Annotated in this window: 24 protein-coding genes; 10 read left to right on the top strand and 14 right to left on the bottom strand. The window is 57.0% G+C overall.

Annotated features, from left to right (window positions below; all coding sequences use genetic code 11):
• Positions 1-23: 23 nt before the first annotated feature.
• On the bottom strand, positions 24-551 hold the full coding sequence (locus Q0775_RS16010; RefSeq protein WP_298863139.1) for a component of SufBCD complex: 528 nt from the start codon (positions 549-551) through the stop codon (positions 24-26).
• Positions 552-682: 131 nt separating this feature from the next.
• On the opposite strand from Q0775_RS16010, the gene hemB reads away from it, so the two are divergent.
• The 3 genes from hemB (at position 683) to Q0775_RS15995 (ending at position 2,865) form a co-directional block, all read left to right on the top strand.
• Complete coding sequence (gene hemB, locus Q0775_RS16005; protein WP_298863136.1) at positions 683-1,696, top strand: porphobilinogen synthase; 1,014 nt, start codon at positions 683-685, stop codon at positions 1,694-1,696.
• Positions 1,697-1,703: 7 nt separating this feature from the next.
• Positions 1,704-2,162 carry a tRNA (cytidine(34)-2'-O)-methyltransferase gene (locus Q0775_RS16000; RefSeq protein ID WP_298863133.1) on the top strand — a complete coding sequence of 153 codons (459 nt, stop codon included), beginning with the start codon at positions 1,704-1,706 and terminating at the stop codon, positions 2,160-2,162.
• A 136-nt stretch (positions 2,163-2,298) separates the two neighbouring features.
• Positions 2,299-2,865, top strand: a complete 567-nt coding sequence (locus Q0775_RS15995; protein ID WP_298863128.1) for a YSC84-related protein — start codon at positions 2,299-2,301, stop codon at positions 2,863-2,865.
• 45 nt (positions 2,866-2,910) lie between these two features.
• Here the strand turns inward: Q0775_RS15995 and Q0775_RS15990 are convergent, their stop codons facing one another.
• Positions 2,911-3,861 (bottom strand): NAD(P)-dependent oxidoreductase, encoded by a 951-nt coding sequence (locus Q0775_RS15990; RefSeq protein ID WP_298863125.1) that lies wholly within the window; start codon positions 3,859-3,861, stop codon positions 2,911-2,913.
• Positions 3,862-3,891: 30 nt separating this feature from the next.
• On the opposite strand from Q0775_RS15990, the gene Q0775_RS15985 reads away from it, so the two are divergent.
• On the top strand, positions 3,892-6,360 hold the full coding sequence (locus Q0775_RS15985) for a penicillin acylase family protein (protein WP_298863122.1): 2,469 nt from the start codon (positions 3,892-3,894) through the stop codon (positions 6,358-6,360).
• Complete coding sequence (locus Q0775_RS15980) at positions 6,357-6,926, top strand: pseudouridine synthase (protein WP_298863119.1); 570 nt, start codon at positions 6,357-6,359, stop codon at positions 6,924-6,926. Before Q0775_RS15985 ends, Q0775_RS15980 begins: the two co-directional genes overlap by 4 nt.
• 3 nt (positions 6,927-6,929) lie before the next feature.
• On the opposite strand, the gene Q0775_RS15975 is transcribed toward Q0775_RS15980, so the two are convergent.
• From Q0775_RS15975 to dusB, 10 genes are all read right to left on the bottom strand, one after another.
• Positions 6,930-7,334 (bottom strand): DUF2177 family protein, encoded by a 405-nt coding sequence (locus Q0775_RS15975; protein WP_298863116.1) that lies wholly within the window; start codon positions 7,332-7,334, stop codon positions 6,930-6,932.
• A 55-nt stretch (positions 7,335-7,389) separates the two neighbouring features.
• Positions 7,390-8,688: a GTPase HflX gene (gene hflX, locus Q0775_RS15970; protein WP_298863113.1), complete on the bottom strand. Its 1,299-nt coding sequence runs from the start codon at positions 8,686-8,688 to the stop codon at positions 7,390-7,392.
• Positions 8,685-8,924, bottom strand: a complete 240-nt coding sequence (hfq, locus tag Q0775_RS15965) for an RNA chaperone Hfq (protein ID WP_093915014.1) — start codon at positions 8,922-8,924, stop codon at positions 8,685-8,687. The genes hflX and hfq overlap by 4 nt, the downstream gene beginning before the upstream one ends.
• Before the next feature lie 126 nt (positions 8,925-9,050).
• Positions 9,051-10,556, bottom strand: a complete 1,506-nt coding sequence (locus Q0775_RS15960; protein ID WP_298863822.1) for a potassium transporter TrkG — start codon at positions 10,554-10,556, stop codon at positions 9,051-9,053.
• A gap of 41 nt (positions 10,557-10,597) precedes the next feature.
• Positions 10,598-11,974: a Trk system potassium transporter TrkA gene (gene trkA / locus Q0775_RS15955; protein ID WP_298863110.1), complete on the bottom strand. Its 1,377-nt coding sequence runs from the start codon at positions 11,972-11,974 to the stop codon at positions 10,598-10,600.
• Positions 11,975-12,111: 137 nt separating this feature from the next.
• Positions 12,112-13,509, bottom strand: coding sequence for a sigma-54 dependent transcriptional regulator (locus tag Q0775_RS15950; protein ID WP_298863104.1), 1,398 nt, complete (start codon positions 13,507-13,509; stop codon positions 12,112-12,114).
• A complete protein-coding gene (locus Q0775_RS15945) occupies positions 13,502-15,691 on the bottom strand; it encodes a PAS domain-containing sensor histidine kinase (protein ID WP_298863819.1) in 2,190 nt (729 codons plus the stop codon). Before Q0775_RS15945 ends, Q0775_RS15950 begins: the two co-directional genes overlap by 8 nt.
• A 154-nt stretch (positions 15,692-15,845) precedes the next feature.
• A complete protein-coding gene (locus tag Q0775_RS15940) occupies positions 15,846-17,213 on the bottom strand; it encodes a sigma-54 dependent transcriptional regulator (RefSeq protein ID WP_298863101.1) in 1,368 nt (455 codons plus the stop codon).
• A gap of 3 nt (positions 17,214-17,216) precedes the next feature.
• Entirely contained in the window at positions 17,217-18,344 is a 1,128-nt protein-coding gene (locus Q0775_RS15935) for an ATP-binding protein (protein ID WP_298863098.1), read from the bottom strand.
• A complete protein-coding gene (dusB, locus tag Q0775_RS15930; protein ID WP_298863093.1) occupies positions 18,341-19,318 on the bottom strand; it encodes a tRNA dihydrouridine synthase DusB in 978 nt (325 codons plus the stop codon). The genes Q0775_RS15935 and dusB overlap by 4 nt, the downstream gene beginning before the upstream one ends.
• 186 nt (positions 19,319-19,504) lie before the next feature.
• Here dusB and Q0775_RS15925 point away from each other — a divergent pair, with 186 nt between their 5' ends.
• The 4 genes from Q0775_RS15925 to Q0775_RS15910 all read left to right on the top strand — a co-directional run bounded on the left by Q0775_RS15925 (position 19,505) and on the right by Q0775_RS15910 (position 22,905).
• Positions 19,505-20,635, top strand: coding sequence for a bifunctional 2-C-methyl-D-erythritol 4-phosphate cytidylyltransferase/2-C-methyl-D-erythritol 2,4-cyclodiphosphate synthase (locus tag Q0775_RS15925; protein ID WP_298863090.1), 1,131 nt, complete (start codon positions 19,505-19,507; stop codon positions 20,633-20,635).
• Positions 20,635-21,123: a phosphatidylglycerophosphatase A gene (locus tag Q0775_RS15920; protein WP_298863818.1), complete on the top strand. Its 489-nt coding sequence runs from the start codon at positions 20,635-20,637 to the stop codon at positions 21,121-21,123. Before Q0775_RS15925 ends, Q0775_RS15920 begins: the two co-directional genes overlap by 1 nt.
• Positions 21,113-21,586 carry a CinA family protein gene (locus Q0775_RS15915; protein ID WP_298863087.1) on the top strand — a complete coding sequence of 158 codons (474 nt, stop codon included), beginning with the start codon at positions 21,113-21,115 and terminating at the stop codon, positions 21,584-21,586. The genes Q0775_RS15920 and Q0775_RS15915 overlap by 11 nt, the downstream gene beginning before the upstream one ends.
• Before the next feature lie 137 nt (positions 21,587-21,723).
• Complete coding sequence (locus Q0775_RS15910; protein WP_298863082.1) at positions 21,724-22,905, top strand: ammonium transporter; 1,182 nt, start codon at positions 21,724-21,726, stop codon at positions 22,903-22,905.
• Positions 22,906-22,957: 52 nt separating this feature from the next.
• Here the strand turns inward: Q0775_RS15910 and Q0775_RS15905 are convergent, their stop codons facing one another.
• Complete coding sequence (locus Q0775_RS15905; protein WP_298863079.1) at positions 22,958-24,232, bottom strand: MmgE/PrpD family protein; 1,275 nt, start codon at positions 24,230-24,232, stop codon at positions 22,958-22,960.
• A 32-nt stretch (positions 24,233-24,264) separates the two neighbouring features.
• On the bottom strand, positions 24,265-24,708 hold the full coding sequence (locus Q0775_RS15900) for a type II toxin-antitoxin system RatA family toxin (protein WP_298863076.1): 444 nt from the start codon (positions 24,706-24,708) through the stop codon (positions 24,265-24,267).
• A gap of 68 nt (positions 24,709-24,776) precedes the next feature.
• On the opposite strand from Q0775_RS15900, the gene hpt reads away from it, so the two are divergent.
• Positions 24,777-25,322 (top strand): hypoxanthine phosphoribosyltransferase, encoded by a 546-nt coding sequence (hpt, locus tag Q0775_RS15895; RefSeq protein WP_298863072.1) that lies wholly within the window; start codon positions 24,777-24,779, stop codon positions 25,320-25,322.
• Positions 25,323-25,505 lie beyond the last annotated feature (183 nt).

Here is a 25,505-nt window from a genome sequence, read left to right as displayed (position 1 = left end):
ATGTGGCCCGTGTGACCCAGCTGTCAACCGCCAAAGGGGCCAACATTCAGGTTCTGGTACATACCCCAAAGTGCGGTGACAAAGATAGAGATCATGCCAATGATCTGGGTATAGAGGCGGTGACGCATCAAACGCTTGCGCAGCTTTTCGCCGCGCGCCTCCTCCTCTTGGATCAAACGCGCAGTGGAAATGCTGAGTAGCCCGACAATCGAAAGAGGAAAGCCGAGCAAAATCAAGGATTGCGAAAATTCGTTTCCATAAACAAATCCGAGCAAAGCAAGAATCGTCAGGAAGAAGCAGGCAAACCCCGCGATCCACAGGCCGGACATTTGTGCGATGAACAAGATGCGGTTAGTGTTGATGCGTACCAGATCCTCAAGGTCGATTTCGGTCTGGCCGCCGTGCCGCTTGGCCCGCAAGACCATGTCAAACGGTACGCCAAGGCCATAGTGGCTGGTCGTAGACCACACAACAGCAAGCACAATCCAGAACCACAGGTTCGAGAAAGAGCGCATGTCGATCAATTCAAAAAGTGTCTGGTACCAGTCCAAAGCAATGCTCGTTATTCGTGTTGCCCCCCTCATAGCGGGGTGCGTTGGTAATTCCTACCCCTAGAGGGCTCTTGAGCATGGCAAAAATACGTGTCAACTTTGACTGACATATCAGCCCGAGGACCACGCCCATGCAGCCCATCCAAGCTCCCTTTCCCGCGACCCGCCTGCGCCGTGTGCGCCAGAATGAGGGCATCCGCGGATTGGTGCGTGAAAACTACCTCTCGCCTGCTGATTTCATCTGGCCAGTGTTTGTGCGCAGTGGTGAAAATATCGTGGAAGAAATCCCTTCCATGCCCGGGGTGATGCGACATTCGGTTGACCGGATTGTAGAGGCCGCAAAAGAGGCTTGGGACCTTGGCATCGGGGCGCTGTGTCTATTCCCCTATACTGGTCTCGAAGAGCGCACCGAGGATTGTGCAGGTGCATGGGATCCTGACAACCACGTGAACCGCGCCATTCGCGCGATCAAGGCTGTGCTGCCTGATCTGGTCATCATGACTGACGTGGCGCTCGATACCTATAACATCAACGGGCATGACGGCTTTGTCGTGGACGGTGAGATCATCAATGACGAGACGGTCGAGGCTTTGGTGAAGATGTCAGTGGAGCAAGCCCGTGCGGGTGCAGATATTATCGGGCCGTCCGATATGATGGACGGGCGCATCGGCGCGATCCGCGCAGGGCTGGAGGCGGACGGCCACCGCAATGTTATGATCCTCAGCTATGCCGCGAAATACGCCAGTGCGTTCTATGGCCCGTTCCGTGATGCGGTTGGCGCATCAGGTGCGCTCACAGGTGACAAGAAAACCTACCAAATGGATCCCGCCAACAGTGATGAAGCGCTCCGCCTTGTGGCGCGTGATCTGGCCGAGGGCGCGGATATGGTCATGGTCAAACCCGGCCTGCCCTACCTCGACATATGCCGCCGCGTGAAAGATGCGTTTGGTGCGCCGACCTTTGCCTATCAGGTGTCGGGCGAATACAGCATGATCAAGGCGGCTGCGACCCAAGGCATGATTAACGAAGAACGTGTGATGATGGAAAGCCTGTTGGCCTTCAAACGCGCAGGCTGTGACGGCATCCTTACATATTTCGCCCCTGCCGCTGCGCGTCTGCTGAATGCACAAACGCCACGTGGATGATCCTTGTATGAAGGTGGTGCTGGTCACCCCTGAAATCCCGTTCAACACAGGCGCAATCGGGCGGACATGCGTGGCGCTGAATATGGAGCTTATCCTGATAAAGCCTTACGGCTTTTCTCTGGATGAGAAATCAGTACGCCGTGCGGGGACCGATTACTGGAAACACGTGACCTTGGCGGAATATGACAGCTGGGAGGCGTTCATCTCAGCCCGACAGCCTGCGCACGATCACCTCTACTTTTTTGAGGAACATGGCACACGGAGCATCTATGAGCCTGAGTTCCAGAAGGACGCTTATCTTGTATTCGGATGCGAGTCTGCGGGCCTGCCGCGAACGATCCTTGATGATGTAGAGGACCGCGTCTTTCACCTACCGATGCTAAACCCGAAGGTACGCTCGCTCAATCTGGCAAATGTTGCCACGGCAGTCGTATATCAGGCCATGCGCACACAGTTGGGCGGCTGAGCTGCGTAGCTAAAACAGCATCTTTTCGCCAACCTGTTCAAACCTCATGACAACCTGCAAAAAACCGCCTATAGGTGGGGACAAGTCGGGCAAACCGGCACTTTGTTGAGCAGTGTAATCAAGACAGGCAAATCATATGACCCATTCTATACTTACGCGCCGCGCATTTGCGTTGGGCGCGGTTGCTGGCACCACCACTCTGGCCGCATGCGGTAATGGCGTAGGTTCTACCGGCGCTGGCACAATCGATGCGCGGGTAAATACCACACTAGAGCAGATGTACCGCGAGTTCCCCAACACGCGGACCCTGGCCGAAAAATCCAACGGCATGCTCGTGATGCCATTGGTCACCGAAGCGGGCCTTGGCCTTGGCGGCGCATTCGGACGCGGAGCGCTGCGGGTAAATGATACTTCGGTTGATTACTATTCGGTTACAAAAGCCTCTGGCGGTCTGCAGATCGGCGCACAACAATACGCGCACGTACTGTTCTTTATGACCAATGACGCGCTGACTAATTTCCGCCGCTCGCCTGGCTGGGCTGCGGGTGCGAATATCGAATATGTGATTTCGGACCGTGGTGACAGTGTGAACGCAGATACAACAACGGTGCTGTCACCTGTCTTGGCCGTTGTCTTTGGCCGTGCGGGTCTGCGCATCGGCGCGACCCTTGAGGGCAGCAAATACACACGGATCATTCCCTGAACAAACCTATGGCGCGACATGAATATCGCGCCATAGGCTTATGATTTAAATATCCATTCTGCGCAAACGCTGGATCAGACTTGAGGTGTCCCAACGTCCGCCACCGAGTTTCTGAACATCCTTGTAGAATTGATCGACCAATGCGGTGATCGGCAGGCTTGCACCCGTCTCATCAGCAGTATCAAGACAAATCCCCAGATCCTTGCGCATCCAATCCACGGCGAATCCGTGCTCGAATTCGTTGTCGATCATCGTCTCATAGCGGTTGGCCATCTGCCAGCTGCCTGCGGCGCCCTGCGAGATCACTTCGACCACAGCGCGACCATCAAGCCCTGCCTTTTCTGCGAAGTGCAGGGCCTCGGATAACCCCTGCACGACACCCGCAATCGCGATCTGGTTGCACATTTTGGTCATTTGGCCCGCGCCGCTGTCGCCAATGCGACGGCAAATTTTGGAGTAAACCTCCATCGCGGGCAAAGCCGTGTCAAAAGCTGCCTGATCCCCGCCACACATGATTGAAAGTTGTGCATTTTCTGCACCGGCCTGACCGCCAGAAATCGGCGCATCGACAAAGCTGATTTTGAGCGCGGCGGCGGCTGCATTAAGCTCGCGTGTGACCGCAGCCGATACAGTTGTGTGATCCACAAAAACAGACCCTTCGGCCATCCCTGCAAAGGCACCGTGCTCCCCCAAACAAACGGATCGAAGATCGTTGTCATTGCCGACACAGGCCATGACAAAATCCGCGCCTGCAACGGCCTCGCGCGGTGTGGCCGCATGACCGCCACCATAGGTTTTGGCCCAGTCTGCGGCTTTGGATGTTGTGCGGTTGTAGACCGTAACATCATGCCCTGCCTTTTGCAGATGCCCTGCCATCGGCGCTCCCATTACGCCCAGACCTAAAAATGCCAGCTTTGTCATGTGCTTTTCCTTGCTTTGATGTTGCGCTATTGCTGCGTTTGTATCTATCACCGCGCACGCCTGCGTCAAACGCATCAAAGGGCGGCATCACAGGGGTTCTACTGCATGGCACTGATTTTTCGCTGGCTGATCCGCCTGACCGCCGCAATGCTGGTGATTGGTGTGGTGGTGATTGCCATGGTCTATTGGCTCGCCTCGCGGTCTTTGCCGGAATACAATGCCGAAGTCGAAGTCCCCAACCTTGAGCGCCCTGTCGAGATTGTGCGCGACAATGCCAATGTCCCTCACATTTTCGGCCCGCGTGATGAGGATGTGTATTTTGGTCTTGGATTTGCCCATGCCCAAGACCGCATGTGGCAGATGACCACCATGCGTCGCACAGCCCAAGGGCGTCTGTCCGAAGTGTTTGGTGCCGCAACGCTTGATACAGACAAACTCCTGCGCCGCTTTGACATTTATGCGCTGTCAGTCGCATCGATGGAAGCGCTGGATCCTGCTACACAATCTGCTTTGCGGGCTTACTCCGCAGGCGTGAACGCGCGTCTTGACCAAATCAACATGGAGGCCTTGGGCCGTGGAGCGCCGGAGATGTTCCTGTTTAACGCTCCTATGGCACCGTGGCGTCCTGCGGACAGCGTTGCCCTTGTGAAACTTATGGGTTTGCAATTGTCTGGCCACTTGGACGCCGAAGTAACCCGTGCCCGTGTCTCCCTTGCCCTGCCCGACGATGCGCGTCTGCGCGATATCTTGCCCGATGCACCCGGCGCAGGCGTTGCTGCGCTGCCCGAATTCGCAAGCCTCTTTCCTGACGCACCCCGATTTGCCGATGCCACCCCCTACACCTCACATCCATTGTCTCCGTTCAAACGCACTGCCTTTGCTGGTGCGTCAAATGCTTGGGCGGCGGCCCCTTCGCGCTCTGCCTCGGGGGGGACGCTGTTGGCCAATGATCCGCATCTTGGGCTCACTGCGCCTTCTATCTGGTATCTGTCACGGCTTGAGCTTGAAACAGGCGGTGTGATTGGTGCGACCATTCCAGGCATCCCCGTGGTCCTGACGGGTCGGTCTGCTGATCTGGGTTGGGGACTGACGTCCTCCTATCTCGACGATCAGGACGTCTATATCGAAGAGTTGAACCCCGCCAACCGCGAGGAATACCGCACGCCGACGGGATTCAAGAAGTTCCGCACGCGGGCCTCGATCATTAACGTAAAAGACCTTGATCCTGTCACGCTCACCTTGCGTTGGACAGACAATGGCCCTGTCTTGCCGGGCAGCCATTATAACCTTGGCGCAATTACCCCCCCCGGTCATGTGGCCTCTGTCAACTGGACGGTGCTGAGCCAGCGCGACACCACCCTTCAGGCCGCGATGGAGCTGATGCGGGCCAAAACTGTGGCTGACGGGATAAGTGCTACGGAGAAGTTCATCGCACCCTCACAGAACCTGACGCTGGTGGACCGCGAAACCATTGCGTTGAAAACGATTGGTGCCGCGCCGAAACGTGATCCGAACCATCAAAGCCAAGGGCGCATGCCCAGCCCGGGCTGGATTGAGGCAAACCGTTGGCAGGGGACATTGCCCTTTACCGCCAATCCCGGTTTTGTGGCCCCCGAAGGCGGGATATTGGGTAATACGAATAACAAGACAGTAGACCGCCCCTTTCCCAACCACATGTCGTTTCTGTGGGGCGACACTCAGCGCGTGCAGCGTTGGCAGCGTTTGATGCAGGGGCGTCAGGTCCACACCCGCGACAGCTTTATCGAGGCACAGTTGGACACGGTCAGCTTCACCGCCCGCTCGCTCTTGCCGCTGATCGGGGCCGAGCTTTGGTTTACTGGAGAAGCAGCACCTGACGGCACCCCCGAGGCACTGCGCCAAGATGCGTTGAGCTTGCTCGCCGGCTGGTCGGGAGAGATGAACGAGCACCTCCCAGAGCCGCTGATCTATGCGACATGGCTCCGCGCGCTCCAGTCACGGCTCATTCAGGATGAATTGGGGCCGCTTGCCGCAGAATTTGATCACGTTGAGCCGCTGTTCATCGAGCGGGTGTTTCGCAATATCGAGGGTGCTTCCGCATGGTGTGACGTCTTCCAATCCGCCCCCACCGAGACATGTGCAGATATGGCGCGGCTTGCTCTTGATGATGCGCTTCTGACGATCTCCAACAGCTATGGTACATCGCTTGAGTCCCTGCGCTGGGGCGATGCACATCAGGCAACCCATGACCATCCTGTGCTTGGGACGGTCCCTGTGCTGCGCTATTTCGTGAATATCCGTCAAAGCACATCTGGCGGTGACAATACCCTTATGCGCGGCCGGACCAAAGGCACCGACCCTAATCCATTCCACAATGTCCACGGCGCGGGGTACCGCGGGGTCTATGACTTTGCCGATCCCGACAGCTCTGTCTTTGTCTCTTCCACAGGGCAATCCGGGCATTTCCTGTCTCGCCACTATGATGATTTGGCACAACTGTGGCGGCGTGGCGAATATATCCCAATGTCGCTTGATCAAGAGCTGGCGCGTGCGGCGGCTGTTGGTGTGACCTTGTTGATCCCCCAAGCGCCATGAGCACCCCGCGCGTAATCCTGTTTAACAAACCTTTTGGGGTTTTGTCGCAATTCACCGACAAAGGCACCGAAGGTTCACCGCGGCCCACGCTCTCTGGCTTCATTGACGAAAAAGGGTTCTACCCCGCTGGCCGCCTTGACCGCGACAGCGAAGGGTTAATGGTTCTGACGGACCATGGCCCGTTACAGGCGCGGATATCGAACCCGAAATATAAACTGGAAAAAACCTATCTGGTGCAGGTCGAAGGGGCGCCCGACACAGCAGCGCTTGATGCGCTGCGCAGCGGAGTGAGCCTCAAAGATGGCGTTACGCGCCCTGCGCTTGTGACTCAAACCGATCCGCCCGATGATCTGTGGGAACGCGACCCGCCTGTGCGCTTTCGTAAATCTGTGCCCGATGCGTGGCTGTCGATCACGATAACAGAGGGGCGCAACCGCCAAGTGCGGCGCATGACCGCCCATGTGGGCCTGCCAACCCTGCGCCTGATCCGTGTCCAAGTGGGGGACTGGCAGCTTAACCAGCTTCGCCCAGGTGCATGGCGCTTTGCCGCCGCGAACGGTGCCTGAAACTTACAAGCCGACAGCGCGGGTGATTGCCACGCCCGTCACCGCAGTAGCGCCGGTCACAACTGTGCCCCACGTGAGGTCCACCATAACCAAGGTCGGCGTCCAATCGCGCAAAATCGCATAATTCGTGAATTCGAACGTACCGTAGGAGGCCGCACCGATCAGAGCGGCAGACCCAAAGACCCACCAAAGCGATTTATCCGCATCAAGTGCAGGCCAAGCGACAAACCACATCACCACAAAAATCAAAAATGCATAAAACAGGAACGCCGGCAGCACCCGAAACTCATCGAGCATCAATGGTCCGATATCGCGGGCGAAAATTGGTTTAATGAAGTAGCTCAGCCCTATGAAATCGGCGATGAGGAAAGCTGCAAACGTAGCGATATAGACGACGGCATAAGACATGTGGGGCTCCTTCTGGGGCATTCATTGCTCTATATGTGGCAAACCCCGCAAAAGGCTAGAGGCGCTGGTACGCGGCCTCCACGTCAGCGGACCACCGCACCACCAAATCAAACCCTTCATCCGTCTGTGTCTCGCTCACCACCACGTCCTGTGCAAAGAGCCACGCACGCTTGCGCCCGTCAGAAAAGGGCAGCGACAGTTCGGCCGTGCGCAGCGCCCCTTGGAGCGCCTCTGCCACTGTGGCTTGGAGCAGTTCAAGCCCCTCACCTGTAATGGATGAGATTGCCAACACTGAATCGTCGCGCTTTGCCCGTTCGCGGACAGCTTCGGCACGGTCGGGTGGCAGCAGGTCAAGCTTGTTCCAGACTTCAAAAGTGCGGGTATCCTCGGGCACTCCCAGCGATGTCAGAATATCGCGTACATTGCGGGCCTGCTCCTCGCTTTCTGCGTGTGAAATGTCGCGCACGTGCAAGACGATATCAGCGGCCAGCACTTCTTCGAGGGTGGCACGAAAGGCCGCGACCAACTCGGTCGGCAAGTCGGAGATAAAACCAACCGTGTCGCTGAGGATGATTTCTGGCCCGTCGAGCAATTCGAGGCTGCGCATTGTGGGGTCCAGCGTCGCAAACAGCATATCTTTTGCCATCACATCCGCACCTGTCAGGCGGTTGAACAGAGTCGATTTTCCCGCATTGGTATAACCAACAAGGGCGACAATCGGGAAAGGTATCTTGGCGCGTGCCGCACGGTGCAATGCGCGGGTTTTCACCACTTTATCAAGCTGGCGGCGCAAGCGGACCAACTGCTCGTCAATGGCACGGCGGTCGGATTCGATCTGCGTTTCACCCGGACCACCGACAAAGCCGAGGCCACCACGCTGACGTTCCAAGTGGGTCCAAGCCCGCACCAGACGCGTGCGCTGGTAGTTAAGGGCGGCCATCTCGACCTGCAACACCCCCTCACGGGTGGCGGCACGGTCACTGAAAATCTCAAGGATAAGCCCCGTGCGGTCGAGGAGTTTTACATTCCACGCCTTTTCAAGGTTGCGCTGCTGTACAGGTGTGACAGGACCGTCCACCAACACCAACTCAATTTCGTTCTCGCTCAGGATTTCTTTGAAATCAGCAATTTTGCCTTTTCCAAACAACTGCCCCGCATTTACGGTGCGCAGCGGAACGATATCTTGACCCACAACTTCGAGGTTCGGGAGTGCTTCGGCCAGTGCCACAGCTTCCGCCAATGCCGGCACGGGATCGCGACGGTCATTGTCGTTTTTGATGTCAGGATGCAGCACCCAAGCACGCGTCAGCGCGGGGCCATCTGTCTCATCAATCTGGAATTGTGTTTTGCTCAATTAGCGTCTTCGCCCTCATACAGGCTGATCGGCTGGCTTGGCATGATGGTCGAAATTGCATGCTTGTAGACAAGCTGGGATTGGCCGTCACGGCGCAGCAGAACACAAAAATTATCAAACCAGGTAATTACACCCTGCAATTTGACCCCGTTAATCAGGAAAATTGTTACCGGTACTTTAGTCTTACGTACGTGGTTCAGGAACGCATCCTGAAGGTTCTGTCTATCAGACGCCATAGTTTGATCTTTCATTTTTTTCTTGTCATTAGCCGCAATCGGCACGTCGAGGTTGACTATGAAGTGCGATAAACGAAGTTTAAACCCCCAAAATCCAGCAATTGCAAAGGGCTGGCTCTACGCGTGTCAGCTACGCCACAGGTCGGGCGTCAGCAAAGCAATGATCGCAAGCGTTTCAAGACGCCCCAAAACCATTGCTCCCGCAAGGATTGCTTTGGCTGAATCGCCGAGTGACATCAACACAATCGGCTCTTGCCCGCCAACTTCGGTGAGGGGACCAGTCGTCGACAGCATCGCAATTGAAAGAACGAGCGCCTCCTCAAAGGTGACCCCTACAAGGGTCAGCGCAAGAGTGACCGCGGCAAATGAAAGCGCAAAAAGCATAAAGAATATCCAAGCGATGAACGCCCCACCCGATTGCAAACGCCGCCCCGCAACCCCGGCGCCAGAGACGGAATTGGGATGGACCAGCTGCTCCATCTCGCGCATTGCGTTTCGGTAAAGCGCGAAGACCCGCAACAGCTTTACACCGCCCGCAGTGGTCGCCACGCCGCCGCCAACCAGCGCGAGCCCCATCAGGATCAACCCCGGTGTTCCCAAGCCTGACCAGCTTTGTGTCTCGCTCCAGTACTCCGAGACAAATCCCGTGGTCGACATGAAGGACAACACGGTAAACAATGAGCCCCACAGAGCAGCGAGCGCGCCCAGAATAGTGTCTTCACTCTCAAGCTCGAACGCGCCGATAAAATGCCGCGCGAACAAAATTGCAGGCACGATCACCACAATACTCAAACCGATGCGAAATTCAGGATCGGTGCGTAGCCCCCCTTGAGAGGCAGTCATGGTATCGGAGGAAAAGGTCAGGCGTGAAAGCGCAAAAAGCATAAACATTGCCATGATGATCTCACCCACAAGGCCCACAGAGGCACCCTCGACACCGCCGCTGGCGGATATCCCTGACGTCGCCATCACAGACATTGCATGGCACAAGGCCCCGAAAGGGTCCTGCCCTGCAAAAACCAGCAACACCCACAGTAGAAGCGTCAGTCCGCCATAAAGCGGTGCGAGCATTTGTGCCGCGCGCCAGATGCGGCGGCGCGGGTTGAGCGGTGCGGTCTCATAAAGACCTGTTTCGCGGCGGCCCGGTTCTGCTTGTGCGGTAACTTCAAAACCGCCAAGGTTGAGCGGCGCAAGGATTGCCACAGCGGCCACCCACATGAGTAATCCGCCCATCCATCCTACCTGTGCACGCCACAGATGCAGCGCCGGTCCCAGCCGTGTCGGATCATCAAAAAGCGTCGCACCCGTAGTGGTCAGCGCGCTCACCATCTCAAAGTAAGCGTTATAGAACCGGGTTGTGGGCAATGCTTCGACAAAGGGAATTGCAAAGAAAACAGGCAAAAAAACAAAAGCCGAGAACAGCGAGAGCAGCGGCCCCAATGCGCCGTGACGGGGTGCGCGTCCCGCATGGGCGACCGAGATGAGCGCAAAGGCCAAGGTCCCTAAAAGCCCGGCATAGAAAAACGCCTGACTTGTCTCGTGGCGATCTGCCACGGCGCCGTAAGCAGCGGGTACAAACATCGACAGCGCACTCACCCCAAACAGCAGCAAAAACAGCGGGAGCTGCATCATCTTGTCCGTAAAGGTGGTCTTTTTTGGCACTGATGCCCTTCCTAGAAAAAGTCGATCGAAACTTGCATCAACTGTTCAAGCTGGGCCACGTCCTTGGTCAAGACAAACACGGCGATCACGTCCCCTTCCTCGATGCGGGTGTCGCCCATGGGGCGGGTAATCTTGCCCCCTTTGCGGATCGCACCGACCAGCGCACCTTCGGGGAAATCGATCTCGTTGATTTTCTTGCCCGCAATTGGAGAAGTCGAGAGTACTTCGGCCTCGATGACTTCAGCCTCGGCATCGCCAATGGAATAGACCTGCCGCACGCGTCCGTGGCGGATGTGGCGCAGGATCGAGCTGACGGTGGTCGCGCGCGGGTTGATATAGGCATCAATGCCCAGCGGCTGCATCAGCGGCACCAGCGTCGGGTCGTTGATCAGCGCAATCACATAGGGACAGCCCTCGGCCTTTGCACGCACACAGGCCAGCATGTTGGTTTTGTCATCGTCGGTTACAGCAAGCATCGCATCGGCGCGGCTGATCCCCGCCTCCGCCAGCAATGCCGCATCAAGGCCGTCGCCGTTAAGGACAATCGTGCGCTCCAACGCTTCGGCGGCACGCTCCGCGCAATGGCGGTTCTTCTCGATGACTTTGGTGCGGATGCGTTTTGCCCGCCGCTCCAGTGTGAGGGCCACGGATAGGCCGACATTACCGCCACCCACGAGAACAACGCGGTCTTGGGTGCTGGTGGTTTTGCCAAAAATCTCCATTGCACGGGAAATGTCGTCGCGGTGCACAAAGATGTAGGCATCATCGCCCGCAAAAAGCTGGTCTTTCGGCTCTGGCGCAAACAGCGTTCCTTCGCGGCGGATACCCACAACTACGGCGCGCAGGGTGGAAAACAGATCCGTCAACTGGCGCAGGGGCGTGTTGAGTACGGGACAGTCATCGTCCAGCGTGATCCCTAAAAGCTGGGCCTGATTTTCCATAAACAGTTCGGTGTCAAAAGCCGCAGGTGCTGCAAGGCGTTGCAGCGCCGCCGCGGCCACTTCACGCTCGGGGCTGATAACCACGTCGATGGGGAGGTGATCACGGCGGTAGAGGTCAGAATAAATCGCATCGAGATAGGACTGCGAGCGCAAGCGTGCGATCTTGCGCTGGATGCCAAAGACCGAATGGGCCACCTGACAGGTGACCATATTCACTTCATCCGAATGTGTGGCCGCGATGATCATATCGGCATCCCGCGCACCCGCACGATCCAGCACGTCAGGATAGCTGGCGAACCCAGCTACACCTTGCACATCAAGGGTATCAGTGGCGCGGCGGATGAGATCAGCGTTGCTGTCAACCACGGTGACATCGTTCCGCTCACCCGAGAGGTGGCGTGCGATTTGCCAGCCAACCTGCCCTGCACCGCAAATAATAACTTTCATGATGTGGAGATCTCCTGCTGCGCAGGCAGTGCTGCACACCGCCGACACGCCCGTGCCTGAATAGGGCAAGAGATGTCAGAAGCGGCCTGCGGGGTCAATTCAAATGTCCCCGCAAGACCTGCCGGTGACCTCAGGTCTTAATCCTCGTCTACATGGGCGATGCGTGTGCCTGACTTCGCGGAGGTGACCACCCCGAGGCTCTTTAATTTGCGGTGCAGCGCAGAGCGTTCCATACCGACGAAATTGGCCGTGCGGCTGATATTGCCGCCAAAACGGTTGATCTGGGTGAGCAAATATTCCCGTTCGAACGCCTCACGTGCTTCGCGCAGCGGAAGACTAGCCATGGCACCTGACAGCACCACGCGGCCCTCTTCTTCGGCGTGGTCTTCTTCACCAGGCAATTCACGGGCCTCGATGGGGGCCGTCCCTTCGCCAAGGATGAGCACACGCTCCACCAGATTTTTGAGTTGTCGCACGTTTCCGGGCCAAACCATTGTTTGCATTAATGCTTGGGCGTCATCGCTGATCTCACGCAAAGGCAACCCTTGGGCGCTGTTGAATTCGGCAATAAAATACTCAGCCAAAAGGGGGATATCTTCGCGACGTTCGGCCAAGGACGGCACAGCAATAGGGACAACATTGAGGCGGTGATACAACTCCTCGCGGAAACGGTCAGCTTCAATCTCGGTCGACAAGTCTTTGTTCGTGCTTGAAATTACCCGCAGATCGACACGCACTTTGTCATTTCCACCAACGCGGGTGAACTGCTGGTCCACCAATACCCGCAGGATTTTGGACTGCGTGCCCAGTGGCATGTCAGCCACTTCGTCGAAATACACAACACCACCATGACCCTGCTCCAGTAGACCCGGCTCTATCCCGCGCTCAGGGCTTTCGCGGCCAAACAGGACTTCCTCCATCCTGTCAGGGGCCACGCCTGCGCAATTCACGGTAATAAAAGGGGCCGAAGCGCGGTTTGAGTTGGTGTGGATATAGCGCGCGGCCACTTCTTTTCCGGCACCAGCGGGTCCTGTCAGCATCACGCGGCCATTGGATTTGGTCACCTTATCAAGCTGGCTCACCAAGGTTCGGAACGCGCCCGAATTGCCGATCATCTCGGCGGTGGAGTGGTCCTTGCGCTTGAGCGTGAGGTTTTCGCGACGCAGGCGGGATGTCTCCATCGCGCGGCGGATCACAACCATAAGTTGATCGATATTAAAGGGCTTTTCAATGAAATCGTAGGCACCCTGTTTAATCGCTGCGACTGCAATCTCGACGTTGCCGTGGCCAGAGATGATGACGACAGGCACGTCAGGATTGTCCCGCTTCACCACTTTGAGGATGTCGATACCATCCATCTTGCTGTCTTTGAGCCAAATATCGAGGATCATCAGCGCAGGCGGCTCGGCGTTCACGGCGGCCATGGCATCATCGGAGTTTCCCGCCAGCCGCGTGGCAAAACCTTCGTCCTTCAGAATATCCGAAATCAGCTCGCGGATATCACGCTCGTCGTCCACAATCAGAATGTCACTCATGATTTTTCTCCTCATTGCCCGTATTATTGTCGATGCCCAGCGGCAGTGTAATCACTGCCATGGCACCAAAGTGGTTTTGCCCGTCAAAGACAGGTGCATCGGTGAGAGTCAGGCTGCCGCCATGCTCCTCGATAATTTTTTTCACGATGGGCAGGCCGAGGCCCGTCCCCTCGGAGCGTGTTGTCACATAAGGCTCGAACAGGCGTGCGCGGTCTTCGGGCAGGCCGATGCCATTGTCAGCGATGGTGATATGCGCGGTGCTTGCATCCGTGGTCATGGTCACATGAACTTGGGGGACCAACCCCTCGGGTGCGCCGTCTTCTTTGAGTGTGTCGATGGCTTCGCCCGCATTCTTGATTAGGTTTGTTAAGGCCTGTGTAATCATTGTTCCATCGATAAGGGCGGGGATTTCTGCCGCAGGCACGTCAGATATGAGTTTTATGTCAGGTCTGCCCGTTTTTTGCAGCAGCACAGCATCGCGGACCAACTGGCTGAGATCTTGGTCTCGGCGCTCAGGCTCTGGCATACGGGCAAATTTCGAAAATTCATCGACGATGCGGCGTAGATCGCCTGTCTGGCGGATGATGACGCCTGTCATCTGGTCAAGGCTGTCCTGATCCGCTCCCAGCTTGGGGCCGAATTTGCGCTTGATCCGCTCCGCGCTGAGCTGGATCGGCGTCAGCGGATTTTTGATCTCATGGGCAATGCGGCGGGCAACATCGCCCCATGCGGCCATGCGCTGCGCACTCACCAGATCGGTCACATCGTCAAAGGCCACAACATAGCCCTCAAGCCGCCCGTCATCCGTGCGCCGCGTAGCCATCCGCACCAGCAGGTTTTCCATCCGCCCCTGACGCGAGACTTTAACCTCTTGCTGGGCCGCCTCTTGCGCGGTGGTGGTGAGGGTTTCATAGAGCGGCCCAAACTCGGGCACAGCAACAGCCAAAGCCAGTGATTGTTGATCCTCTTCCCAATCCAGCAGGCGCATCGCGGAGCGGTTGACGAAAGTCACGCGCCCCTCGGGATCAAGGCCGACCACACCGGACGTCACCGAACTCAGCACCGAATCGAACAGACGGCGGCGGCGCTCAATCTGGCGGGTGTTGTCGAGAAGCGTGTTGCGCTGACCTTTGAGTTGCTTGGTCATCTGGTTAAAGTATTTACCAAGCTCGGCAATCTCGTCATCGCCGTCATCTTCGCGCACTTGAACATCCAGATCGCCTGCACCCACCCGCTGCGCCGCGCCGGTCAACCGCCCGACAGGCCCCGACAACCGTTCCGCAAACCACAGACCCAGCCAGACAGCCGCAAGAATAATAATTACAGCAAACGCGAGATAAAGCAGACCAAACTCGAAAAGCATTCGCCCCCGTTCGCTCTCAAGCTGTTGGTACAGGCGAATCGTCTCTTGGGTATCGTCCAACAGGCTCAGGATTTCACCGTCCACCTCGCGACTAACATAGAGAAACCGGTCCACGAAGGAGGTCAGCCGGATCAGGGCGCGAAACTCGTTGTTGGCCCAATCCTCAATGATGCGCACATCCGACGTCCCCACACCTGCAAGCTGCTCGGCGGTGGGGCGGTCGTAGTCAAACAGATAGGAGCGATCGCCGCGTGCACGAATCTCCGCAGTGCCGTCGATCATATAGGCCTCGCGCAGTCCCCGCTGGATTTGGCGCTGCCCTTCGCCCAACAGCTCGCTGTCACTGAGGGCGATGCCGTCGCGGCGCGCACGATCAATGCTACGGGCAAGGCTGCGCGCATCCTCGCGCAGGCCGACCCGCTCTTCTTCGGCGTAGGCTTCGGCAGCAAGCAGCGAGTTGCCCACCACCACACGCACGCGTTCCGAAAACCAGCCCTCGATCCCGACATTGATCGTCAGCACCGCAAAAACCGCAACAGATACAGTTGGAATCAGCGCCATCAGCGCAAAGACCCCGGTTAGACGCAAATGAAGGCGCGATCCCGCAGACTTTGCCCGCCGCGCCGCGATGAGCCGTGCAACCTGAGACAACACAAGGGCCGCAACCAGCAGAATGTAAATAAGGTCCAGAAGGAGAATGAGGCGTAAGGTGTCGGTGCTGCCCTGATCCAATGGCCCAAGCGCCAAATAGGTCGCAAGCGCCAGTAAGGGGCCCAGCACCACTAGGCCGAATGTCATGAGCGTGCGCACACGCCTCATCCGCCGCAACCGCGACAGCCGGACAAGCCAAGTGTTGCGTGTGATTGCTGCCACGCCGCGCGTCCTTACCTGATGTGGTGCAAACGCACCGTACCGCCGTATTATGTGGTCCTAACAAGGGATGTTCCTTGATGGCCACGCTTATGTGACAGTTTTACATCATTTTGCGACCGCGTGTAACCTCTATTTCGAGGTCAGTGATCTTCTTTCGCAAAGTATTTCTGTTTATTCCCAAAAGCTCGGCACATTTTGCCTGATTTCCTGACGTAGCGGCAAGGGCGACCTCGATCAGTGGCGCTTCAACCTCGCGCAAAATACGCTGGTACACGCCTGATGGCGGTAGCATATTACCGTGCAGCTCAAAATACCGCTTTACGTGGCGTTCGACACTTGCGCTCAACTTGTCGCTGCCGCCCGTGGTACGAGTGGGCGCTGGCCCCGCCTGCCCACCGATGACCTGCTCGGCCTCGGTGCCTGAAATCTCGGCAGCGCGACTTGTCAGGGCCAATTGGCGCATGGCGTGTTCAAGCTGGCGTACATTTCCGGGCCATGGGTAGTTAGTGAATATCTTTGCTGCGCTCTCCGACAAAGCGTGAGGCGCACCAGCGGCACTATCCGCTTTCTCCAAAAAATGCGCCGCCAGAAGCGGGATATCCTCAACCCTGTCGCGCAAGGCTGGTACATGGAGTGTTGCGCCTGACATGCGGTAGAACAGATCACGGCGCAGGGCATCCTTTGCATCATCAGCCCCCAGATCGCGTTGGGACGTGGCCATAAAACGAGGCGCATTGTCTGATTGGGCGTCCATCATCCGCGCAACCCGCGCCTGTACTTCGCCCGAAATGTCGCTGATCTCGTCTATGAGTAGTGTGCCGCCACGGACCCGCGCCAAAACCCGCGCAGGGCCTTCTATATCGCGCAGCTCTGCTTCGGTAACTGTGACAAAGGGCAAGGTACGGCGGTCCGACAGGTCATGGATTGCACGAGCAATCAGGGATTTCCCGGTGCCACTTTCTCCCCAGATCAGCACAGGCAGATCGGTGTTCATCACACGCGCAATAACACGGTAGAGCGCCTGCATGACTGCCGTTTTGCCCACCATCGGCAAATCGTCTTCGTCTTTTTGCGGCCCCTCCTCCTGCACACGGCGCGGTGCGCCACTTCGGTCAAGTGCGCGTGCCGTCCGTTTCATCAGATCAGGCAGGTCGAAAGGCTTTGGCAGGTAGTCATAGGCATTGGCCTCGGCCGCCTTGATCGCTGTCATAATCGTGTTCTGCGCCGAGATGATAATGACAGGCAGATCGGGGCGGTCCTGCGCAATCTTGGGCAGCATCTCAAGGCCGTTACCATCAGGCATGACCACATCGGAGATCACCACATCGCCCTTCCCTTCCGCCACCCAGCGCATGAGGGTGGTCAGGCTGGACGTTGCGTGCACTTTGCATCCTGCCCTTGTCAACGCTTGGGTAAGGACGGTGCGAATGGTGCGGTCGTCATCAGCGACCAAAATTGTGCCATCCATGTGTTAACTCTCCTTTGACGGGGTGCGGGTTTTCTTTTCCGTGCTGGCATCGGCACGCGGCAGCGAGATACGGAAAACGGTATGCCCGGGCGTCGAGGTGACGGAAATCCAGCCATCATGCTCCGACACGATCTTGCTCACTAACGCGAGGCCAAGGCCCGTGCCATTTTCGCGACCCGAGACAAAAGGCTCGAATACATCTCCTGCAATGGCATCGGGTAGACCCGGACCATCGTCAATCACTTCTATCTGGAGCGGCAGCGCGATCCCCTGCCCGTCCGCGCGGCGCAGCCTGAAGGAATGTTCATAGTAGCTGTGCAAACGGATTGTACCACCTGAGCTACCTGCCGCCTCTGAGGCGTTTTTGATCAGGTTCATAACCACTTGTAAAAGCTGGTCTTTATCCCCCCATGCAAGCGGCAACGAGGGATCATAGTCTTCCAGAATCTTCATTTGCGCACCAAAGCCAAGCAGCGCTGAGCGGCGTGCACGGTCAAGTACATCGTGCAAATTCACTTCGCCGCGCTCAGGCACTGTCAGATTGCCGAACTGCTCCACCTGCTCCAGCAGCTTCACGATGCGGCGGCTCTCTGCGACAATCAGATCGGTCAATTCGAGATCCTGCGGCGGCAAATTCATCCCCAGAAGTTGCGCCGCCCCCGTGATCCCTGCAAGCGGGTTCTTGATCTCATGCGCCAGCATTTCGGCCATGCCGATCGCTGATTTCGCCGCTGATTTGACCGACTGGTTTTGCGTCATCCGACCCGCTAGCTCCCGCGGGGAAATCATCAAGATCATTACCCCATCAGCACCGGACAGCGGTGCGATTTGTAATTGCGATTGAAGCGGCGCACGCTGACCGCTGCCCACATCCACGTCATTCACAAAAAGCGCTGTTTGCGAGGTCCGCGCACGGGCGAATGCATCCTCAAGCGGAGCATCTACAGCTATTACATCCCAAACAGGCGTGCCTGACATCGACTTGGCTGACGCGTTCAAGAAACCCTCAGCGGCAGCGTTAATATCGAGAATGGTATCATCCCCGCCCACTAAAATCGCGGGCACAGGCAGTGACGCCCAAAGCGCTCGCTCGGTTTGCCCCAATGGCGAATGAGTTTGCGGTGACGTCATGCCGCCGCATTCCGGAGGTCGGAGTTCAGCGCCGCAGGAAGAAGCAGCATTGTCTCTTCGGGGGATACTGCCGTCAGAATGCCGCGCCGTGCTGCGTCGGGCGTGCCTGCGTGATCCATGTACCAGCCAAGATGCTTTCGGGCCACGCGAAGGCCCAACTTGGTGCCATAGAATCGAAGCATTGCCTCATAATGGCCCAACACCATCGCCGTAAAATCGGAGCCTTGGGGGACCACAGGCGCAGGAGTGCCGTAAATATCATGGGCGATCTGGGCCAGCAGCCAAGGCCGCCCCTGAATGCCGCGCCCGATCATGACGCCCTGTGCACCTGATTGGGCCAAGGCGGCTTGCGCAGTTTTGGTGTCGATAATATCGCCATTTGCCACGACTGGAATATCAACTGCATCCACTACTGCGCGAATGGCCGCCCAGTCCGCACTGCCTTTGTAAAACTGACATCGCGTGCGTCCATGGATCGTGATCATCTTGACCCCTGCCGCCTCTGCTCTTGTCGCAATGGGGGCGGCGTTGAGCATGTCGTCGTCCCAGCCCAATCGCGTCTTGAGCGTGACCGGGATATCTACTGCTTCGACCACAGCTTCGATAAGCCGCAGGGCATGGTCGGGCGTTTTCATTAAAGCGGAGCCTGACGCCCCTTGGGTGACCTTCTTGGCGGGGCAGCCCATGTTAATGTCGATAATCCGCGCACCCTGTGCCGCGATCATCTTTGCGGCTTCTGCCATCGGTGCCGCTTCGCGCCCTGCAATCTGTACAGAAGTGCCCTCAACCCCAAGGCCAAGCTCGGCTTTCTCCCGTGTGCCCGGGCGTGACGTGAGCCATTCGCCCGAAGCAATCATCTCGGAGACAACAAGACCTGCACCAAATTGAGCCACGAGGCTCCGGTACGGCAGGTCCGTGATCCCTGCCATCGGGGCCAGAAAAACAGGCGGTGTAAGGTTTAGCGGGAAGGTCATACATCAGGTGCTTAAATCATGATCAGATAGCAGTTTGTTACAGCAAACCAGCGCAATACACAATGACAAGGCGCCGATACAGGCCTCACTTACACCACTGTTCGCCTAATAATTAGGCACGAGCACCGCATTGCGCCGCACCGTTGGATTACCTAAGACAAAGGTATCCAGAGAGAAAGAAGCCCGATGCATGTTTGCGCCCTTATCGTTGCCGCTGGCCGTGGCACCCGCGCGGGTGGTCCGCGCCCCAAACAGTGGCAAAGCGTGGGCGCGTTGCGGGTCATTGACCATACGATCACAGCGTTTCAGGCCCATGCTGGTATCCATGACATTGCGGTCGTGCTGCATGCGGACGATATGCATGAAGCACCACGTTTCAAAGCTGCGGGCATAACTGTGACTGCGGGCGGTGCGGAACGGAGCGATTCTGTACGTGCGGGGCTTGTTGTGCTGGCCGATTGCACGCATGTTTTGATCCATGACGCCGCACGCCCCTGCGTAAGTGCCGCTGTCATAACTGATGTCATCAAAGCGCTTGAATCACATGACGCCGCTGCACCAGGTTTGTCTGTTACAGACGCGCTTTGGACAGGGTCGGATAATAGAGTTACAGGAACACAGGACCGCACGGGACTATATGCGGCTCAGACCCCACAAGGGTTTGACCGCGAAGCTTTACTGGCTGCTTATGACACTTATGCTGGCATTGCCGCCGACGATGTCGCTGTCGCCCGTGCGGCAGGGATGACGGTTGCTATAACCGCAGGCGACCCAGATAATATAAAGATTACCACCAGCGGCGATTTTGCCCGCGCCAGAGCCATATTGGAGAAGAGCATGGACATACGCACAGGCAACGGGTTTGACGTGCACGCCTTCGGCGAAGGCGACCATGTGATGTTATGCGGTGTAAAAATCCCGCATAATAAGGGGCTTGTAGGGCACTCTGACGCAGACGTAGGCCTGCATACGATTACGGACGCGATCTATGGTGCGCTGGCAGCAGGCGACATTGGCACCCATTTCCCGCCTTCTGATCCGCAATGGAAGGGCGCACAGAGCCATATTTTTTTGCGTCATGCGGCACAGATGGCGCGAGACGAAGGTTTTACCCTGACCCATGTGGATTGCACGTTGATCTGTGAGCATCCAAAGGTTGGACCCCACGCGAGCGCCATGCGCGAAGCGGTGGCCGAGATGGTTGGCATTGACGTGGCGCGTGTTTCCGTCAAGGCAACTACATCGGAGCGCTTGGGATTTACGGGCCGTGGCGAAGGAATCGCCTGTATGGCGACTGCAACACTGGTGAAGTCATGATGATGTTGGCGCGGATGATCGGGACCGTGCTGGGGGTGGGTTATATGCGCCCCGCCTCCGGCACTTGGGGCTCGGCGGTTGCACTCCCTTGGGCATGGTTGCTCCATGTGATCGGCGGCTTTCCTCTTTTGGCTGTGGGCATTGTCGCCGCGTTTTTCAAAGGGTGGTGGGCTACGTCCAAGATGACTTCGGGGAGTGAAGATCACGACCCCTCCGAGATCGTGATTGACGAGTTGGTGGGCCAGTGGATCGCGCTGCTACCGCTCTCCATCGCAAGCTGGCGCATGGACATTGATATTCTTGTTATGTGGCCCGGCTGGATCGCGGCCTTTGCGCTGTTCCGTCTGTTCGACATCTGGAAGCCGTGGATCATAGGCTGGGCCGATAGGCGCGGCGATGCCCTTGGCGTTATGCTCGACGATGTAATTGCAGGTGTCTTTGCCGCGATTGGTGTCGTGCTGCTGGCAGGTGTTTTCCATGCGCTCTGAAATCCTTGCATTGGCGAAGGCGCGGGGCATTATGATTGCTACGGCTGAAAGCTGCACGGCGGGAATGGTCGCCGCTGCCTTGACCGATCTGGCAGGCTCCTCTGCTGTATTCGAGCGCGGGTTTGTCACTTACACGAACGCCGCAAAAATGCAGATGCTTGATGTGGGTGCAGACACTTTGGCAGCGCATGGCGCAGTGTCCGAGGAAGTGGCCGAGCAAATGGCACGTGGTGCGCTGACCCACAGCGAGGCGCAGCTTGCCGTCTCCCTAACGGGGATCGCCGGTCCGGGAGGATCGGAACACAAACCCGAAGGGCGCGTCTGCTTCGGCATCGCGGGCCCAAGCGGGTGGCAAACTGAAACTGTAGAATTTGGTGCTTTGGGGCGTAAGTATGTTCGCGCTGCCGCCCGTGATCATGCGCTAGAACTTGTGCACGCAGCACTTTGCGCACCGCCCGAATAACAGGCAAGTCCTCAAAATTCAGCCTATTTACAAAGCATCTTTAAAAACGCTCCGATATTAGGCAAGGTTGCGCCTATTGCCCCTTTTCGCGCCACCTGCCCTGCGCTTTATCCCTGCAAAACATTGGGAGAGACGAAATGAACGGCGCAGATACTGCATGGATTATGACTGCAACGGCCTTGGTGCTGTTGATGACACTACCGGGGCTTGCGCTCTTTTATGGCGGTCTGGTGCGTGCCCGAAACGTACTCAGCGTGTTCATGCATTGTTATGCCATTGCCTGTTTAATGAGCGTTTTGTGGTTTCTCGTCGGATATTCAATTGCCTTTGGCGAGGAAACCAATGGTTTCTGGGGCGGTTTGGGTAAAATCGGTCTTAATGGTGTAACGACTGACAGCCTGACAGGCACCCTGCCCGAAGTTGCCTTCTTTGCCTTTCAGATGACCTTCGCGATCATCACGCCTGCGCTGATTGTCGGTGCTTATGTTGAGCGGATCGGCTTTGGCTTTGTCATGCTCTTCTCCGGCCTGTGGATGCTGCTGTGCTATGCGCCTGTTGTGCATTGGGTCTGGGGCGGTGGTTTTCTGGCTGATGGTGGCATCTTTGGCGAGGTTGGCGTGCGCGATTTTGCGGGCGGCATTGTGGTGCACGAAACTGCTGGCCTTGCTGCAATAATCCTCGCCATCTTCCTTGGCGCACGCAAGAACCAGCATACGCCCCCGCACTCCCCGGGTCTGGTTATGATCGGTGCGGCGATGCTTTGGGTCGGTTGGTTCGGCTTTAACGGCGGCTCGCAACTGGCTGCGGATGGTGGCGCAGCTATGGCGATCACAGTCACACATATCTCTGCTGCTGCGGCTTCGCTAACGTGGATTTTGTGGGAGCGGATCAAGTTCGGCAAATCATCCCTTGTCGGTCTGGTCACAGGCACGATTGCGGGTCTGGCCTCCATAACACCTGCATCTGGCTTCGTGGGGCCATGGGAGGCGCTGCTCATCGGCTCTGTAGCGGGTATTCTATGTCAGGAAGCGGTCGTGCTGATCCGCAACAAGGCCAAGATTGACGACACACTCGATGTAATGGCCGTACACGGTGTCGGCGGTATCTTTGGCACGATCATGATTGCGGCCTTCAGCCAAGGATCATGGGCAGCACAACTCGGCTCCCTTGCGATTGTGGGCGTTTATACGACTATTGTGACTGTCGGCCTGATCCTCGTCTGCCGCATGATCACACCGTTGCGCGTTGATGCCGAGACCGAAGTAAATGGTCTTGACCTCGCTGTACATGGCGAGCGGGCATATGACATTACCAGCTAGGTTCCTGTCATCCGAATGATGAACGGGCGGTCCTGTCAGGGCCGCCCTTTTGCTATTCTGCTGCCGTAAAACAATCTGTCACAGCGTCCAGATCCGAACCAATGACAGCCTGCCACAGGGATACGGCCCGAGCATCACCAAGCAACGCCCGTACTTTCGCCAGCAACTTCTCGCTGCGTGTCTCAAGCGTCATAGGTGTCATCAGATCATGACGCAAACGGCGTACTTCACCTGTCTCCAGCGTCAGCGTAATCAGCGACTGTGTCTCGCTCAGACTCTCGTCCTCGACCACCTCGATCTTCTCACGCAGAGCGATGATGTCTTTGTCACGTGCAATCTCATCCGTGTAGCTTGCGATGGCCCCTGTGGCATGACCTAGCAGCGTCATTGCTGCCGTATGACCATAGCTGAATTTCACTTCCAGCCCCGTTTTAGGCGCGGCAATATTGCACACGGACATCCAGCGTGGATGGGTGCGGATCTTAATCGCATCGATGCGCTCTGCCTCTACATTCGCGCCGCCCAAGGCCTCCAGCATCGCGTGAAGGCCGTGACAGCAGGCGTGGAACTTGTGACTGATCGTGTTGATCTGCCACTCTTTGCGCGGCAGTTTAACTTCTGCGGCCTCACCGTGATGGGTAGCACCAAAGCCGAGCGGTCCTGCCAGCCCATCCTCCGCCGCAGTCATGCCAGCCTGTGCCCAAAGGGCGGCCTCAACACCCGTCCGCGCCGCAAGACCTGCATTCAACGGCTTTGCCATGGTGCCAAACTGCGCCTTTACACCAGAGGCCATTGAGGCGCACAGCCCCAGTGCATTGCGCGTCTGGCCCTTGTCTAAACCCAGCAACCGCGCAGCAGCGAGTGTTGCACCAAACGCGCCCGAAGTGGCGGTCTGGTGATAGCCAATCTGGTAGTGGTCACGGCCCAGCCAGACCCCCACCATGATAGAAGCCTCAACGCCAATGGTGGCCGCATCAATCGCATCAGACAAAGGTGTGTCGAGCGTCTCTGCCAGTGCCATCACGGCGGGCAACACAGCAACCGAAGGATGCCCGATATGGGCGAAATGCGTGTCGTCATAGTCAAGCGCGTGGCTCAGTGTACCGTTTACCAACGCCGCTTGGGCTGCGCCCAACTCCCCGCCGCCAAACACATGCGCGGGTCCGTCCTCGATGATTTGCGCCTGACGAAAGGCTGCAAACTCGGTTTCGGCCGCGCCCATACTCCCACAGGCCGCCCAGTCAAATAGCGACAGTCGCATCATCGCAGCAGCCTCCTCGGCCACCTCCATAGTGCTGAATTTAACGAGTTGCTCTGTAATCCCCATGGCGTCCTCCCGTGACGTCTTATCCTTGGGGCTCAGCCATAAAGCGCTTCTGCCCGCTTCTCAAACGCTTTGACGACACGTTGCATCGCCTCGTTGAAAACCACGCCAATAATTTTCTGCAAAATCGCGTTTTTAAATTCAAAATCTACATAGAACTGAACCGCGCAGCCCCCTTCGACATCCTTGAAAGCCCAGTTTGATTTCATATGCTTGAACGGACCATCAAGATATTCGGTGTCGATCTTTTTCGCTTCAGGCCAAAGCACCACGCGTGAGGTAAACCGCTCGCGAAATACTTTGAAGGAGATCACCAAATCCGCATCCATGACGCTGTGGTCCCCCTTATCCGTCACGGATTTGATCCGCGCGGCGGCCGTCCACGGCAGAAACTTTGGATAATCGGCAACATCACTCACCAGATCGTACATCTGTTGTGCGGTGTAGGGCATAGTGCGGTTCTCGGTGTGCGTGGGCATTGAATTCCTAGGTTTGTTTGGATAGCGCTGTATCAAAGCCCGCGAGGGCCTACAATCAAGAGGTGGCCATGCAGACGCGTCCTTATGTCATAGACCAAATGATTTCGGCCAAATCCATCGCGGCACGGATCGAAGAGCTATGCCGCGAGATTGAAACCGAGTTTGCAGGCACCGATAAACTGGTTGTCGTGGGCCTGCTGCGGGGGAGTTTTGTCTTTATTGCCGATCTGGTGCGGGAATTGGACCTTCCAATCGAAGTCGATTTTCTTGAAGCGTCGAGTTATGGCGATGGCATGGAGAGCACGCGAGAAGTACGTATTCTTAAAGACTTGCGCGGCGGCATTGAAGGGCGAGATGTATTGCTGGTCGAAGATATTGTGGACACGGGCCACACGTTACTCCACGTCACAGGCATGTTGAAAGCGCGCAAACCTGCGCGGCTGAAGACGGTGGCACTGCTCGACAAACCCTCACGACGTGAGGTGGATTTGCGGGCAGATCACACAGGCTTTGAGATACCGGACGAGTTTGTAGTGGGTTATGGTATTGATTTTGCGCAGCGGAACCGAAATCTGCCATTTATTGGCAAGGTACGGTTCACGGACGAGATATAGAACGATGGACCCACGTCACCTGTTTTGGATGAAACGCTGGGTACAAAACCCGCCATCCCTCAAACGGATCAAATTCATTTTTGCAGTGGCCGCCATCGCCGCCGTCATTTTCGGATTAGAATATTTCGGGTTGTGGCCAGAATGGGCAAAGACGGAGCGTTTGCCCCGCCGTCCCATAGCTTA

Origin of the sequence: uncultured Sulfitobacter sp., from assembly GCF_947499945.1 — a bacterium.
In the GTDB taxonomy this organism is placed as follows: Bacteria; Pseudomonadota; Alphaproteobacteria; order Rhodobacterales; family Rhodobacteraceae; genus Sulfitobacter.
The sequence above is the reverse complement of the archived record's forward strand: the minus strand, read 5'-3'. Positions and strand labels throughout refer to the sequence as shown.